The sequence below is a fragment of the Mesohalobacter halotolerans genome (genome assembly GCF_006120725.1).
GTDB classification, from domain to species: domain Bacteria; phylum Bacteroidota; class Bacteroidia; order Flavobacteriales; family Flavobacteriaceae; genus Psychroflexus; species Psychroflexus halotolerans.
In genome coordinates, this window is sequence record NZ_SWMU01000001.1 from 701199 (window position 1) to 717475 (window position 16277).

The window sequence follows — 16277 nt, forward strand, 5'->3', positions numbered from 1 at the left end:
AATATAAGCTAAGCACTTAAGTTAGTTTTTGATTTGGAGTATAAAATTTATTTATGCGCGTTATAGTTTAAAAACCTTACCCGAACTATGATCTTTTTTGGCTCCTGTAACCGATTTTAAAACATTATTTTCTCCTCTATATCTTAAAACCCCAAGCAACCCAAAAATTAAAGCTTCTTTGTAGTCAATAATTTTGGGATTTGGAATATGAATTTCTATATCTGAAGCATATTTTTTTAAACATTCAATTAAATAATCGTGATAAGCTCCACCACCGGTAATCAAAACTTGAGCATTTCTTACTTTTAAAGCTTTAGAAATTTGATAGGCGATATGATGTGTTAAGGTATTTAAAATATCTTCATTAGAGATTTTAAAGGATTCAATCTCTGGCAGGAGTTCTTTTTCTAGCCATTCTACACCTAAAGATTTTGGTGGTGTTGTTTTTTTATAAAAGTCTAAAGCGTTTAATTGTGCAAAAAGGTCTTGTTGGCATAGACCTTGGAAGGCAATTTTGCCTTTATCATCATATTCAACACCAAATTTTTCTGCATATAAATTAAGGATTTTATTGGCTGGACAAATATCATAGGCTAATCTGTCGTTTCCCTGCTGATATGAAATATTGACAAAACCACCAATATTGAGACAGTAGTCATAATCACCAAATAGCAACTCATCCCCAATAGGTACCAAAGGCGCTCCTTGACCACCGAGAGCCACATCAGCTGTTCTAAAATCGCAAACTACAGTTTTTTGGATGAGTTGACTTAATATTTCAAGGTTGCCAATTTGATAAGTCCATCCTTTTTCGGGTTGATGCCTGATGGTGTGGCCGTGTGAACAAACCATATCTATTTCATCAGGTTTATCCATAAATTTTAAAATAAACTGACTTAATAGCTTACAGTATTTTTCATCTAAAATCTTAATATTCTTTTTTGGTAATTTATGAGCGTGTTCTAGATTTTTTTTCCATTCAGATTCATAAGAAATGGTTTGAGTTTTCAAAATCTTATACGACCAGTTATTTTGATGATAAAAAAAATCAACCTCACATAAATCTACACCATCAAGTGACGTTCCACTCATTACACCAATGGCCCGATATCTGTTTTGCTCTAGCATTGTTTTGACATCTAATATTACAGTAAAAATAAAACTTTAAAAAGCAATAGGCTTTTGTAAAACATAAATTTTAAAATGTATAATTTTACGGCATGAATTACAAGTTTCCAAAATCTGAAAAACTACGATTGAAACGTCATATAGAGAGGCTTTTTAAAAGCGGTAAAACCACAAAAAACTCACCGCTAAGCCTAAAATATTTAAAATTTGAGGAGTCAGGAACTAACCTTTGTGGCGTAAGTGTGCCCAAACGAAAATTTAAAAAGGCGGTTGACAGGAACCGTATTAAACGACAGATGCGCGAAGCTTACAGACTGCATAAGCATTTAATTGTTAAAGATAAAACTCATTTTCATATGATGTTTGTATATTCAACTTCTGAAAAATTAACCTATCAAGAGGTTGAAAAAGCCTTGATAACATTGTTGAAAGAGATGACTAGATGAGATTCTGAACAAATGCTCCTTTCGTCGCATTTTTCAGAATGACATAGTAAACCATAGGGTTAATGTAATTATGGAACAATATATTAATGTAATAATTTGTAATGTGATAATTTGAAAATTTAGTAACAGCAACCACATTGACAATTGAATCCACAGATATAAATGCCGTTCATTAAGTGCAGTCGAAATGAACAACAACATCAGTAGAAATTAATAAAGAACTATGAAAAAACTAAAATACATACTACTTATAGCAATATCAGTTGTAATACTAAGCAGTTACACAATGTATCGTTCTGATTTTTTTGAAATTGCTAAGCAAATAGAAATTTTTACAGCTTTATACAAGGAAATCAATATGAATTATGTCGATGAGGTCAACCCAGCTGAACTTATGAATACGGCGATTACCAAAATGTTAACCGATTTAGACCCTTACACCAACTTTTATAACGAACAAGACGTAGAAGACGCTAGAATTCAAAAATCAGCCAATTATGCTAATCTAGGCTTAGAGCTTAAAAGCCATCATGATAAAGTCATTATAACCAATTTGTTAAAAGACTTTGCTGCTGACCAAGCAGGGTTAAAATTAGGCGATGAAATCCTTAAAATTGACAACTCTCCCGTAAGTGATTATAAAAATAATTTAGGCGAAGTCCTAAACGGCGCACCAAACACTAGTGTAAAGCTAGAAATAAAACGAGAAAATCAAACTCAAGTCATCACCCTAAAACGCGTTTTGAGCAAGCCATCTGCTGTGCCATTTTACGGTATGGCCAATGACAAAACAGGATTTATTGTTTTGAGTCAATTTACGAGAACAGCCTCAAAAGATGTTGGCTTAGCCGTGCTTGAATTAAAAGAACAAGGCGCAGAACAATTGATTTTAGATTTGCGCAACAACCCTGGTGGTTTACTTTCAGAAGCCGTAAATGTGAGTAATATTTTTGTCCCCAAAGACCAGCTCATCGTTTATACCAAATCTCAAATAGAAAACTACAATGCGAACTACGCTACAAGACGCGAACCAATAGATACTGAAATTCCATTGGTGGTTTTAATTAATGACAAAAGCGCTTCTGCAAGCGAAATAGTTTCAGGTAGCTTACAAGATTTAGACCGCGCTGTGATTGTCGGTGCTAGAAGTTTTGGTAAAGGTTTGGTGCAAAGACCAAAACCCTTAAAATACGGCACACAAGTCAAAATCACAATCTCAAGATATTTTCTACCTAGTGGACGTGGCATTCAGGCTTTAGATTATGAAAACGGAAAATCGATTAGGAAATCTATTGAAAATTCAACTGCATTTCAAACCCAAAATGGACGAACAGTTTATGATGGTGGCGGAATTAAGCCCGACATCAAGGTAGAAGCGGAAGAAATTAGCGATTTTACACAAACTTTGATTGATGACTTAATCCTATTTGATTTTTCTACTCATTTTGCCAATAAAAACCCAAACTTGGACTGGAAAACTTTTGAAGTTGATACTAAAGTTTTTGACCAGTTTTTAGATTATGTAAAAACTAGAGATTACGAGCCCAAAATCAAAACAGATGAGTCTGTTGAAGCCTTAGTCAAGTCTGCCAAATCTGATAATTTTGATCCAAAATTTATCAAAACACTCAATGACTTGAAGTCTGAGATAAAAGATGAAAAAAACCAATTATTTCAGACTTATAAATCTCAAATTTCGGCTTTAATTTCAGACCAAATCATTAAACATTATGCTTATAATCAAGGTGTATATCAACATAATTTAGAAAAAGCTGAAGTGGTAAAAAAAGCTGTTAAAATTTTATCCGATAAAAGCCAATACAATTCAATATTGAAACCTTAATGGACAAGCAAGCAATAAAAAAACAACTGGATAAAGAAATAGAACGACTCCAAAAACAAATTGAAAATTACAAGGCGTTAACCAAACCCATAGCGCCAGAAAATGCTATCGGACGGGTTTCTAGAATGGATGCCATTAACAACAAAAGCGTTTTAGAAAATGCTTTGAGAAAAGCAGAGCAACGCTATAACGCTATGCTAAAAGTTTATGATAGAATAAATGACAAAGACTTTGGGATTTGTGCTAAATGTCACGATAAAATACCACTGCAACGCTTAATGATTATGCCCGAAAGTCGGTTTTGTGTTAAATGTGCAGAAAATGGATTTTAACCAACCATTTTTTAAATTTTATAAAACAAAAAAATTAACTAAATTTGTTGATATGGAAACCATTGTCATACAAACCGATATCAAAAAAGCCAAAGCTATAAAACATTTTTTAGAGGCTTTTGATGTTTCTTTTTCATCAGAGGCTTCAGACAAATCTACAAACTCTGAAAAAAGCCCTTACAATCCTGAATTTGTTAAAAAAATACGCGAGCGTCAAAAAAGCGCTAGAGAGGGTAATGTGGTAGAATATACTGAGGAGCTAAGAAAAGAGCTTTTTGGAGATAAAGATTAAATTTTAAACAATGTCTTCATCTTTTAAATATCAAGTTATATTTGAAAAAAAAGCGTTGAAAGACATTAAAAAAAAAGTTTCTCAGGGAGAAAAAGTGACAAAAACAAACTTGAAAATTTCCTAGAAGAATTAAAAATTCATCCATATTCAGGATCTGGAAACCCCGAACAACTCAAACATAACCTTTCAGGATTTTGGAGCAGACGATTAAATAAAAAAGACCGTTTGATTTACGAAATTATTGAAAAGCCGGATAAAAAAGTTGTCGTGATTTCAGCACTTGGCCATTATGAGTAATAATATTTTTAGTTGTTAATGTCTTAATCATCTTAATTCACATCACTATACCAAAATTCATCAATATATAAAATATTCATGAATGCCCTCTGAGCTGTTTTTTATTTTATGATATTTGCATAAAATATTTTGACTATGAATACATCGGTTAGAGTCAGGTTTGCACCAAGTCCAACCGGACCACTACATATTGGAGGTTTACGCACAGCCCTTTACAATTATTTATTTGCCAAAAAACACAGTGGTCAATTCATTTTGAGAATTGAAGACACCGACCAGTCACGTTATGTAGAAGGTGCTGAACAATACATCAAAGAGGCCTTAGACTGGAGTGGCTTAACTTTAGACGAAAGTCCTGATAATCCCGGTGAATTTGGTCCCTATAGGCAAAGCGAAAGACAACATATTTATGGGCAATACGCACAAAAACTCATTGACTCAGGTCACGCTTATTATGCATTTGATACCGCTGAAGAACTCGATAAACTCAGAAAAGAACGTGAAAGCAAAGGCGAAACTTTTACCTACAACTCTCAAAACCGAACGCATCTCAACAATAGCTTAAACCTTTCTGAAGAGGAGTGTCAAAAATTGATAGATGGAGGTCAACCTTATGTGATTCGCTTTAAAATGCCTATGGCTAAGCAATTGCTAATCAGTGATATCATTAGAGGAAATATTCAAGTCAGAACGGATGCACTAGATGATAAGATATTATTTAAAAGCGATGGCATGCCAACCTATCACTTGGCTAATATTGTAGATGATCACTTAATGAAAATCACCCATGTGATTCGTGGTGAAGAATGGCTACCGTCATTGGCTTTACATATTTTACTTTACGACGCCTTGGGTTGGGAGCCACCGGAGTTTGCACACTTGCCTTTGATTTTAAAACCTAATGGTAAAGGTAAACTCAGCAAAAGAGATGGTGAAAAACATGGTTTTCCTGTATTTCCATTAGAGTGGAAAGACCCCAAATCAGGTCAAGTATCTGCAGGTTATCGCGAAGATTATTATTTGCCTGAAGCAGTCGTCAATATTTTAGCGCTTTTGGGATGGAATGACACTTCAGATCAAGAAATTTTTAGTTTAAATGAACTTGTCGAAAAATTTGATTTAGCACGCGTTCATAAAGCTGGTGCTAAATTTGATCCTGAAAAAACCGAATGGTTTCAGCATCAATACGTGCAAAGAGTCGATGAAGAGACCTTAGCTCATCAATTCCAACAATGGCTAAAAGGCCAAAAACAAATTGACAGTAAATTAGACTATATTAGGCACATCGTTCATATTTTAAAAGAACGCATCAATTTTGTTCCAGATTTTTGGAATGAAGGCTATTTCTTTTTTGAAGCGCCGAAAGATTTCAATTCAAAAGCCTCAAAGAAAGCATGGAAAAATGGAACATCAGAAATCATTTCAAACCTCAAAACATTAATTAGTGAGCAAAATGATTTTTCAAAAGACCATATTCAACCTGTGATTAAAAACTGGATTCAATCTCAAAACATTGGCTTCGGAAAAGTGATGCAGCCGCTTAGGCTTTCACTTGTAGGCGATATGAAAGGTCCTGATGTCTTTGATATTATAACTTTACTTGGTAAGGATGAAGTCATAAAAAGATTAGAATTTGCTCAAAACACATTAAAATAAAACCTATGGCAGCTAGTAAGAAGCAACACAAAGAGGCACTAGATTATCACGAGTTTCCTAGGCCGGGCAAGACCAAAATTGTGCCAACCAAGAAATATGCTTCTCAGCACGATTTAGGTTTAGCATATTCACCAGGTGTTGCTATTCCCTGTCAAGAAATTGACCAAGACAAACAAAAGGTTTACAACTACACTAACAAAGGCAATCTTGTCGGTGTGATTTCTAATGGAACTGCCGTTTTAGGATTGGGTAACATTGGTCCGGAAGCTTCAAAACCAGTGATGGAAGGCAAAGCCCTTTTGTTTAAAATTTTTGCTGATATAGATGTATTTGATATAGAGATAGACGAAGAAGATCCACAAAAATTTATTGAAACCGTTAAAAATATAGCGCCAACTTTTGGTGGAATAAATTTAGAAGATATTAAAGCGCCAGAAGCTTTTGAAATTGAAGATCGCCTTAAAGCAGAATTGGATATCCCTATTATGCACGATGATCAACATGGCACAGCTATCATTTCTGCAGCGGCTTTGTTAAATGCATTAGAGTTGGCAGAAAAAAAGATAGATGAGGTCAAAATTGTAGTCTCAGGAGCAGGTTCTGCTGCTATTGCCTGTGCGAAACTCTATGTTTTGTTGGGCGCAAAGAAAGAAAACATTGTGATGTTTAACAGTAAAGGCGCTCTCAAAAAAGGACAAGAAGGCTTATCTGAGGGCCAAAAAGAATTTGCGACTGAAAAATCTTACGACTCACTTGCCGATGCGATAAAAGGCAGTGATGTTTTCCTTGGGTTGTCTATTGGTGGTTTAGTTTCCGCCAAAATGTTGAAGCGTATGAATGAAAATCCTATTGTTTTCGCTATGGCCAATCCCGACCCAGAGATTGATTATGAGTTGGCAACCAAAACCCGTGACGATGTCATTATGGCTACAGGGCGCTCAGATTTTCCTAATCAAGTCAATAACGTCTTGGGGTTTCCTTTTATTTTTAGAGGTGCGCTTGATGTAGAAGCGACAAAAATCAACGAGGAAATGAAAATGGCAGCTGTTAAAGCACTGGCAGAGTTGGCTAAAAAACCTGTTCCTGAACAAGTCAATATTGCATACAGTGAGACTAAATTGCAATTTGGGAGAGATTACATTATTCCGAAACCTTTTGATCCAAGATTAATCGGTGAAATTCCGCCTGCCGTAGCTAAAGCTGCTATAGAGAGTGGAGCTGCTAGAAATAAAATAACTGATTGGGAAACCTATAAATCTGAACTGCTCGAACGCATGGGCAATGAAGATAAAATCACAAGGCTTCTTATGAATAGAGCAAAGTACAATCTAAAACGTATCGTTTACGCTGAAGCCGACCACATCGATGTCTTAAAAGCGGCTCAACAAGTTTACGAAGACAAAATCGCCATTCCTATTTTGCTTGGGAGACGTGAAATTATTTTAGAATTGATGGAAGAATTAGATTTTGATAGCAAACACATCACCATAATAGATCCAAAATCTGACGAACAACTTCCTGATTTAAAAAAATATGCCAAAACTTTATGGGAAAAACGCCAACGCAAAGGCATCACTTTGTATGAAGCTGAAAAACTCATGCGCGAACGCAATTATTTTGCCGCCATGATGGTGGTAGAAGGCGATGCTGATGCCTTGCTTTCTGGCTATTCACGCTCTTATCCTAAGGTGTTAAAACCCATTTTAGAAATTATAGGTAAAGAAAAAGGCGTAAACAAAATCGCAGCAACCAACTTGATGAATACGGCTAAAGGTCCTATTTTTATAAGTGATACCTCAATAAATATCGACCCAGATGCCATTGAACTGGCGAGAATCGCCCAAATGACAGCTTACACAGTAAATATGTTTGGCATAGAGCCTAATGTTGCAATGGTATCATATAGTAACTTTGGTTCTTCAAATCACCCTTCAGCAAAAAAAATTAATGATGCTGTAAATTACTTGCATAAAAGCTATCCTGAGATTAATGTTGACGGTGAATTGCAAGTAGATTTTGCTTTAAACAGGAAAATGCGTCACAATAAATTCCCATTTAGTAAATTAAAAGACCGAAAGGTGAATACTCTAATTTACCCAAACCTTGACGCAGCCAATGGGACTTATAAGTTATTAAAAGAACTCAATACGGCTGACTCTATCGGTCCTATATTGATGGGTTTAGATAAACCAGCACATGTCTTTCAACTCGGGGCTAGTGTAGAAGAAATGATTAATATGTCTGCTGTAGCTGCAGTTGATGCGCAGCAAAAAGCTAAACGAAAAACAAAAAAATAAATCACGGATTTTAATTATTAAAAACAAATTGAAGTAATCAACTTAATAGCGTTCAAGACACTTTTAATGTTTTACATAGCCACGTACTTTCAATTATTTTATTACTTTTGAGGCTTTTAAGATTTTTTTATGATTAGCTTTATAAAAGGAAAATTGGCTGAAAAATCACCCACACAAATTGTAGTTGATTGTAATGGTGTAGGATACGAAGTAAATATTTCCCTATATTCTTACGGCATGTTGCCAGAAAATGAATCCATAAGAATTTATACTTATCTCCAAGTACGCGAAGATGCTCAAGTTTTATTCGGTTTTATGGATAAATCTGAAAGAGATGTTTTTACAAAACTAATTAGTGTTTCTGGTATAGGAGCATCAACGGCTCGCATGATGTTTTCTTCATTATCTCCTGAAGAAGTTGTCAACGCTATTGCCAATGAAGATGTTGAAACCATAAAAAGCGTAAAAGGCATTGGGCTTAAAACGGCTCAAAGAGTCATTGTTGACTTAAAAGATAAAATTAATAAAATTGATATTGGCAGCGAAGTTTTACCAATACAAAACAATACACATAAAGATGAAGCGTTATCTGCTTTGGTAACCTTAGGTTATTCTAAAAAACAAGCTGAAAAATCTGTACATAAAATTGTTAAAGAAAATCCAGAGGCTACTGTAGAATACATCATTAAGACAGCGCTAAAAAACTTATAAATCAGTTGAAACTACTAAAGAGTTTTAAATCATTTTATTCTTCAAAATCAGGATTATTAATAATTGTAATCTTGATTTATGGGTTGGGATACTCGCAAGAAGAGACACCTACAGATACAACAAAAACCGGATACGATCTTGGCAGCATCAAAATGCCAAACCCTACAAGTATTAAATCTAAATATACTTATGACCCTCTTATAGATAGGTACATATATACTGAAAAAATTGATGACGTCAATACAATCTATCCGCTAGTATTGACTAGAGAAGAATATCAAAAACTTGTCCTGAGAGAACAGATGATGGATTACTTTAAGAAAAAAAGTGATGTTGTGAAAGGCCGAAATGCAGATGATCAGGATGACTTGATACCTATGTTTTACGTCAATAATAACTTTTTTGAAACTATTTTTGGTGGCAATCAAATAGAAGTCAACCCTCAAGGTTCTGTCGGCATAGATTTGGGTATTTTGTATTCCAAACAAGACAACCCAACACTATCTCCACGAAATCAAAGTAATTTGTCATTTGATTTTAATCAAGCGATTCGTTTGAGTCTTCAGGCTAAAGTAGGAACACGACTAACTGTTGATGCTCAATTTGACACAGAATCGACTTTTGATTTTCAAAATCAAATTAAATTGCAATATACACCTGATGAAGACGATATTTTACAGGATATTCAAGTTGGTAACGTCAATATGCCACTTAATTCGTCATTGATTCAGGGTTCCCAAAGTTTATTTGGTGTCAAAACAAAACTCAAATTTGGTAAAACAACTATCACAAGTGTATTTTCAGAACTCAATTCTGAGCGGCAGAACGTAAGTGTTGAAGGTGGCGGCACTGTTAGAGAATACGATAAATTTATTTTAGATTACGATGAAAACCGGCACTTCTTTTTAGCTCAATTTTTTAGAGATGAGTACGATAAGGCTTTAAAGAATTATCCCTTTATAAATTCAAGAGTACAAATTCAACGCGTACAAATATGGGTCACCAACCGAACAAATAATCCCCAAACCATTGCAAACGCCAGGAATATTGTTGCTATACAAGACTTAGGAGAATCAGAGCCCGACAAGATTGGTTTGTTTTTGGATAATGATGGTAACCCTATAGCTCCACCTTTACCCAATTTTTTAAATAATCCTGGAGCTTTCCCTGATAATCCAAATAATGATTTTAACCCTTTTGGTATAAATTCCGGGTCAAATACGGTATTAACATCCCAAATCAGGGAGATTGCAACTATAGAGCAAGGATTTGGGGCTGCGTCGAGTTTTGTGGAGGAAGGCCGAGATTATGGGATCTTAGAAAATGCTCGTGAATTGCAGCCCAATGAGTATACATTAAACAGAGAGCTTGGTTACATAACCTTAAACCAACGTTTGTCCAACGATGAAATTTTGGCTGTTGCTTTTCAATATACGAGTAATGGTAAAGTCTTTCAAGTCGGAGAATTTGCAAACGATGGTGTCGATGCTTCTCAGAATACATTAAATCCAGACCAACCTGATCAAGAAATTGCACAAAATCAATCTCTAGTGGTCAAAATGTTAAAAAGTCCAGTGACAAACGTCAACGAACCCATATGGGATTTGATGATGAAAAACTTTTATAACTTAGATGGTTCCGGACTTGAGCAAGAAGGCTTTAGAATGAATATTTTATTTACAGACCCACAGCCTTTAAACTTTATAAACCCAGCTCCAGAAAGTAGTGTAGATTTACCAGGAGGTGTGGCCGACGAAAACCTACTAACGGTTTTTGAGCTAGATCAGCTCAACGCCAACCAAGACCCCATTAGTACGGGTGATGGTTTTTTTGACTTTGTTCCCGGGATTACCATAGATACCGAGAATGGTGTTATAAAGTTCACTAAAGTTGAACCTTTTGGTGAATTTTTATTTGAGAAACTTGATAATACTCCAAACACCGGACCAGAAGATTATGACGATCCATCAACATATAATGACAACCAAGATTTTTACGTATTTAGGTCACTTTATACAACTACAAAAACACAAGCTTTACAAAACGAAGCTCAAAAAAATAAATTTCAGCTCAAAGGTCGTTACAAATCCTCAGGTCAAGATGGAATACCATTAGGAGCATTTAATGTTCCTAGAGGCTCCGTAACTGTTACTGCGGGAGGACGAACACTTCAAGAAGGTGTAGATTACGTTGTAGATTACGAGCTAGGAAGAGTACAAATTTTAGACGACGCGCTACTGGCCTCAAATACACCTATTCAAGTCTCAACAGAAAACAATGCTTTATTTGGTAGGCAGACCAAACGTTTTACTGGAATAGATGTCCAACACGAATTTAGCGATGAGCTATTAATTGGAGCTACTTTTCTAAATCTAAACGAAAGACCGTTAACGCAAAAAGCTGATTTTAATCAAGAGCCTATAAATAATACTATTTACGGGCTTAATTTTAACTATGCTACTGAAGTTCCTTTTTTTACGAGATTGGTCAATAAGCTACCAAACATAGATACAGATGTCACCTCAAACTTATCCCTAAGAGGTGAATTTGCTTTTTTAAGCCCAAGCTCGCCAAATGCCGATGATTTTAATGGTCAAACTACGTCTTATGTTGATGATTTTGAAGGTTCACAAACATCGATTTCATTACTTAATCCAGAGCCTTGGGAGCTATCAAGTGTACCTGTAGGCTTAAGAGGACCAAATGATATTAATGGCTCTTTCAATAGTAATAATGACCTAAGCATCAATGATTTTAGAGCTAAATTAAATTGGTATTCTATAGATCCTATTTTTTACAGTAGCCAGCGACCGGCTTCTATTTCAGATCAGGATATATCTGATTACAAGACAAGACGTGTTTTAATTAATGAGTTGTTTCCTAATACAGATATTGTAACGGGACAGATTCAAACCATTTTTACACTTGATTTAGCTTACGATCCAACTCAACGTGGAATGTTTAATTATAATCCAGCTGCAGCAAGTAATAATACTTTACCAAATCCAGACCAAAACTTTGGTGGTATTATGCGAGGACTTCAAACTACAGATTTTGAACGGGCTAATGTTCAATTTGTCGAATTTTGGGTTATGGATCCATTTATATATCCAGAAAATGCAGGAAATAGTGGTGGACAAGTCGTATTAAACCTTGGTAGTGTTTCGGAAGATATATTAAAAGATGGACGAAAACAGTATGAAAATGGTTTACCAGAAGATGGAGGTGAGGCAAGCACTATTACGACAGAATTTTCTAAGGTACCTACAGAACAATCACTAGTCTATGCATTTGATACAGAAGGTGAAGCCAGAACCAATCAAGATGCAGGGTTTGATGGTTTAGACAATGTTCAGGAATCTCAAAAGTTTTCTGATTTTGCAAACTTTGACGACCCATCTAATGACGACTATATTTATTTTTTAAACAGAGAAGGTTCAATCGTTGAGCGCTACGAAAATTTTAATGGAAGTCAGGGTAACAACATAACAGAAGTTACAGAAACTAATAGAGGAAACTCAGCTTTCCCGGATGTTGAGGATATCAATCGAGATAACACAATGAATACGATAGATAGTTACTTCGAATATAAAGTGCCTGTTTTTCCCAATATGAGCGTCGATAATAATACCAGTACCCAGGCAGGTATTAATCAAGATTATATCACCGATGTCAGAGAGACAACGACAACATTGCCTAACGGTGAACAACTCCCGGTAAGATGGGTTCAATTTAGAGTGCCTTTAAATACAAGTGAAGATTTTGCTGTTGGTGGCATAGCAGACTTGCGCTCTGTAAGATTTATGAGAATGTACCTCACAGATTTTCAACAAAAAATACATTTGAGATTAGGGTCACTTGACCTTGTACGTGGTGATTATTTGACCTACAAGCAACCCATACTACCTAATGGTTCAGACCCGGAAACTAATGGTTCTACGAGTTTTAGTGTTCAATCTGTTAGCCAGGAAGTTACGACTGAGTATGTTTCGCCGCCTGGAGTGGTAAGAGAACAACTGGTAAATAATAACCAAAGCATTAGAGAAGATGAACAATCTCTAGCCCTATTAATTAACAATCTAGAATCTCAAGACTCAAGGGGAGTTTTTAAAAATTTTAGAGTCGATATGAGGCAGTATGAAAACTTAGAAATGTTTTTACACGCTCAAGCTTCTCCGCCACCAGCAATACAATTGCAAGATAATCAGATGGTGGCCTTTATTAGAATGGGTCTGGACTTTACTAACAATTTTTATCAAATAGAAGTGCCATTGAAGGTCAGTGAAGCTGGAGATTTAACACCTCGCGGTGTCTGGCCACTAGAAAATGACCTTAACTTACCTCTTGATATTTTACAACAAATTAAATCTCTTGTTGTCGGTAATGATAGTTTTAGTCCAATTGATTTAAATTTTTTTAATAAAAATTTAGACCCTGTTTCAGGAACCGATCAAACAGAGGAATTAAGAATAGGAATAAAAGGAAACCCTAGTTTTGGTGACATCAGAGTATTGATGTTGGGGGTAAAAAACCAAACTGAGCAAAATATTTCTGGGCAAGTTTGGTTTAACGAATTAAGACTCTCTGGACTTCAAAATGAAGGTGGTTGGGCTGGGCTTATTAATCTTGACACTAACTTTGCAGATTTTGCGACCATTACGGCAACAGGGAGGAGAAGTACAGTTGGATGGGGAGCAATTGAAGAAGGCCCAAACCAAAGAAGTCGTGAAGATGTTAAAGAATATGATGTCACAACGGCATTAAATGTTGGTCAGCTACTGCCTCAAGACTGGGGTGTAAAAATCCCGTTTTCTTACAGTCGTGGTGAAACCTTGATTACACCTCAGTTTGATCCGGTATTGAGAGATATAGAGCTAGAAACACTTTTAGACAACGCACAAGACCAACAAACTGAAGATGAACTAAGGGAAAGAGCAGAAGATTACACCAGGCGACAGAGTGTAAGTATTATTGGCCTAAGGAAAGAAAGGACAAACACTAGCAAAACACCTATGCCTTACGATATTGAAAACTTTACATTTTCGGGAACTTACAATCAAGTCGATCATCGGGATTTTGAGATAGAAGAGTCTATCGATCAAAATGTTGATGTTAATGCAACTTATAATTATGCCTTTCCGCAAGTCAAAGTAGAACCTTTAAATGATAATGAGTTTTTAAAGAAAAGTCCATATTTTGATCTTATCAAAGACTTTAATTTTAATGCCTTGCCTACTAGTGTTTCAGCCAGTTCAACCATCACTAGGCAATACAGCGAATTGAGATTTAGAGAATTTAATCTACCAGAAGGTAGTTTGGGTTTGCCTAAACTCTTTCAACGTAATTATTTTTATGATTGGCAATTTGCCGTTGACTATCAACTCACAGAATCGCTCAACTTTAACTTTAATGCTGCCCAAAACCGCGTCGTACGTAATTTTATTGATGAAAATAACGAACAGGATAATAGCGTAGGCGTATGGTCTGACTTTTTTAATGTCGGAATTCCTAACAGACATTCACAAACCCTTCAAGTTAATTATAGTTTACCTTTTGATAAATTACCATTTTTAAAATTTATTAATGCGCAATATTCTTACACGGGAACTTTTTTATGGCAAAAAGGATCTGAAATTTTAAGAAATTTAGAAGATATTCCTAATTTGGGGAATACGGTGCAAAATTCATCTCAGCATCAAATTAATGGCAACCTCAATATGGCAACTTTATATGACTATGTTGGATTGAAGAAAAAGGGTCAAACTAATAATACACAAACGGTAAATAACCAACAAGGTAGGCGACAAAGAGGGCAAAATCAAAACCAACAAAATCAACTACAACAACAACCACAACCCCAAGACAGTGAAGAGTTAAGTTTTGGTTCAAAGCTATTAAATACTGGTGTTACATTTTTAAGGGTTTTAGATAATGTTCAGTTTAATTATTCTGAGAGTAGAGGTATATTTTTGCCCGGTTATACCAATGCTATTGGCTTTACAGGAACATTGAAACCAAGCCCAGGCTTTGTATTTGGCGGTCAACGCGATGTAAGAGAAATTGCAGCTCGAAAAGGCTGGTTAACACTTTTCCAAGATTTTAATGAACAATATACCCGTAATTTAACTGAACAATTTGATTTGCAAGCTGGTTTGAAACTTATACCAGGTTTAACGATAGATTTACTTGCTAATAGAATGTATATGGACACCTACACAGAAAACTATAGGGTAGATCCTGAGACATTACAATATCAATCGCTTACGCCAAATTTATTTGGTAACTTTAGTATTACGACTAATATGTTAAGCACCGCGTTTCAAACCTCAACTTCAGAAAGTTCACCAGCCTTCGAGGAATTTAGAAACAATAGGTTGACCATTGCAAAAAGACTTGCATCCCAGGCAGGAATCAACCCAGAAAACCCAGATAATCTAGATGAAGATGGGTTTCCTATAGGTTTTGGAAAAACCAACCAAGCCGTTCTATTGCCGGCTTTCCTATCGGCTTATACAGGGGAAGACCCTTCAACAGTTAAATTAGGGGCTTTTAGAGACACGCCAATACCAAATTGGAATATGAAATATACTGGTTTAATGCGTTTAAACTGGTTTAAAGAACGCTTTAACCGCTTTTCTATTGAACATGGGTATACGTCAAATTATACCATTAATCAATTTCAAAATAATTTAGAATTTGACAGGAAAGATCCCTTTGGTCAGTTCAACAGAGATCAAAATGGCAATTTTATCAATAGACTGATTATTGGTAATATTAATCTATCAGAACAATTTACACCTTTAGTCAAAGTTGATTTTGAGATGAAAAATTCTGTGAGTATATTAGCAGAAATAATTCGAGATAGAGTTTTATCTCTAAGTTTTAATAATAATTTATTGACCGAAATGCTGGGCGATGAATACAGATTAGGTTTAGGTTACAGGATAAGAGACTTACGTATAGTTACAAAGTTTGAAGGAAACAGGCGTGTCTTATCCAGCGATTTAAACTTAAAAGCTGATATTTCATTTAGACGAAATGAAACGATCATACGAAGTCTAGATGTGCTTAATAATAGAACGACCGCAGGTCAAGACATTTGGACAATAAATTTTACCGCAGATTACGGATTGACAAGAAACTTAACTGCAGCCTTTTTTTATGACCATACTTTTTCACAAAATGCTATTTCAACAATTTTTCCACAAACTACTATTCGAACTGGGATTAGGCTGACTTACAACTTTGGAAATTAAAAATAAATTAATATAAATG

At 35.3% G+C, this 16277-nt stretch carries 9 protein-coding genes and 1 pseudogene; 9 read left to right on the forward strand and 1 reads right to left on the reverse strand.

The genetic code is table 11. From position 1 onward, the window contains the following. Nucleotides 1-60 precede the first annotated feature (60 nt). A complete protein-coding gene (locus tag FCN74_RS03330) occupies nucleotides 61-1128 on the reverse strand; it encodes an anhydro-N-acetylmuramic acid kinase (protein ID WP_138931163.1) in 1068 nt (355 codons plus the stop codon). A gap of 92 nt (nucleotides 1129-1220) precedes the next feature. Here FCN74_RS03330 and rnpA point away from each other — a divergent pair, with 92 nt between their 5' ends. From rnpA to sov, 9 genes and pseudogenes are all read left to right on the forward strand, one after another. Further along, nucleotides 1221-1574, forward strand: coding sequence for a ribonuclease P protein component (gene rnpA, locus FCN74_RS03335; RefSeq protein ID WP_138931164.1), 354 nt, complete (start codon nucleotides 1221-1223; stop codon nucleotides 1572-1574). Nucleotides 1575-1797: 223 nt separating this feature from the next. After that, a complete protein-coding gene (locus FCN74_RS03340; RefSeq protein WP_138931165.1) occupies nucleotides 1798-3417 on the forward strand; it encodes a S41 family peptidase in 1620 nt (539 codons plus the stop codon). Beyond that, nucleotides 3417-3749, forward strand: coding sequence for a TraR/DksA family transcriptional regulator (locus FCN74_RS03345; protein WP_138931166.1), 333 nt, complete (start codon nucleotides 3417-3419; stop codon nucleotides 3747-3749). The genes FCN74_RS03340 and FCN74_RS03345 overlap by 1 nt, the downstream gene beginning before the upstream one ends. 52 nt (nucleotides 3750-3801) lie before the next feature. Next, nucleotides 3802-4041, forward strand: coding sequence for a DUF2683 family protein (locus FCN74_RS03350; protein WP_138931167.1), 240 nt, complete (start codon nucleotides 3802-3804; stop codon nucleotides 4039-4041). Nucleotides 4042-4143: 102 nt separating this feature from the next. Continuing rightward, a pseudogene (locus FCN74_RS12395) lies at nucleotides 4144-4338 on the forward strand (Txe/YoeB family addiction module toxin); the annotation flags it as partial. A 135-nt stretch (nucleotides 4339-4473) separates the two neighbouring features. After that, nucleotides 4474-5994: a glutamate--tRNA ligase gene (gene gltX, locus FCN74_RS03360; RefSeq protein ID WP_138931168.1), complete on the forward strand. Its 1521-nt coding sequence runs from the start codon at nucleotides 4474-4476 to the stop codon at nucleotides 5992-5994. A 5-nt stretch (nucleotides 5995-5999) separates the two neighbouring features. Beyond that, nucleotides 6000-8291, forward strand: a complete 2292-nt coding sequence (locus tag FCN74_RS03365; protein WP_138931169.1) for an NADP-dependent malic enzyme — start codon at nucleotides 6000-6002, stop codon at nucleotides 8289-8291. Nucleotides 8292-8420: 129 nt separating this feature from the next. Continuing rightward, nucleotides 8421-9002, forward strand: coding sequence for a Holliday junction branch migration protein RuvA (ruvA, locus tag FCN74_RS03370; protein ID WP_138931170.1), 582 nt, complete (start codon nucleotides 8421-8423; stop codon nucleotides 9000-9002). Then, nucleotides 8999-16258 (forward strand): T9SS outer membrane translocon Sov/SprA, encoded by a 7260-nt coding sequence (sov, locus tag FCN74_RS03375; RefSeq protein WP_138931171.1) that lies wholly within the window; start codon nucleotides 8999-9001, stop codon nucleotides 16256-16258. The genes ruvA and sov overlap by 4 nt, the downstream gene beginning before the upstream one ends. Nucleotides 16259-16277 lie beyond the last annotated feature (19 nt).

What these genes read in the sequence shown, in the direction of transcription:
- FCN74_RS03330 (WP_138931163.1), bottom strand. Translation starts at nt 1,128, where the DNA reads ATGCTAGAGCAAAACAGATATCGGGCCATTGGTGTAATGAGTGGAACG.
- rnpA (WP_138931164.1), top strand. Translation starts at nt 1,221, where the DNA reads ATGAATTACAAGTTTCCAAAATCTGAAAAACTACGATTGAAACGTCAT.
- FCN74_RS03340 (WP_138931165.1), top strand. Translation starts at nt 1,798, where the DNA reads ATGAAAAAACTAAAATACATACTACTTATAGCAATATCAGTTGTAATA.
- FCN74_RS03345 (WP_138931166.1), top strand. Translation starts at nt 3,417, where the DNA reads ATGGACAAGCAAGCAATAAAAAAACAACTGGATAAAGAAATAGAACGA.
- FCN74_RS03350 (WP_138931167.1), top strand. Translation starts at nt 3,802, where the DNA reads ATGGAAACCATTGTCATACAAACCGATATCAAAAAAGCCAAAGCTATA.
- gltX (WP_138931168.1), top strand. Translation starts at nt 4,474, where the DNA reads ATGAATACATCGGTTAGAGTCAGGTTTGCACCAAGTCCAACCGGACCA.
- FCN74_RS03365 (WP_138931169.1), top strand. Translation starts at nt 6,000, where the DNA reads ATGGCAGCTAGTAAGAAGCAACACAAAGAGGCACTAGATTATCACGAG.
- ruvA (WP_138931170.1), top strand. Translation starts at nt 8,421, where the DNA reads ATGATTAGCTTTATAAAAGGAAAATTGGCTGAAAAATCACCCACACAA.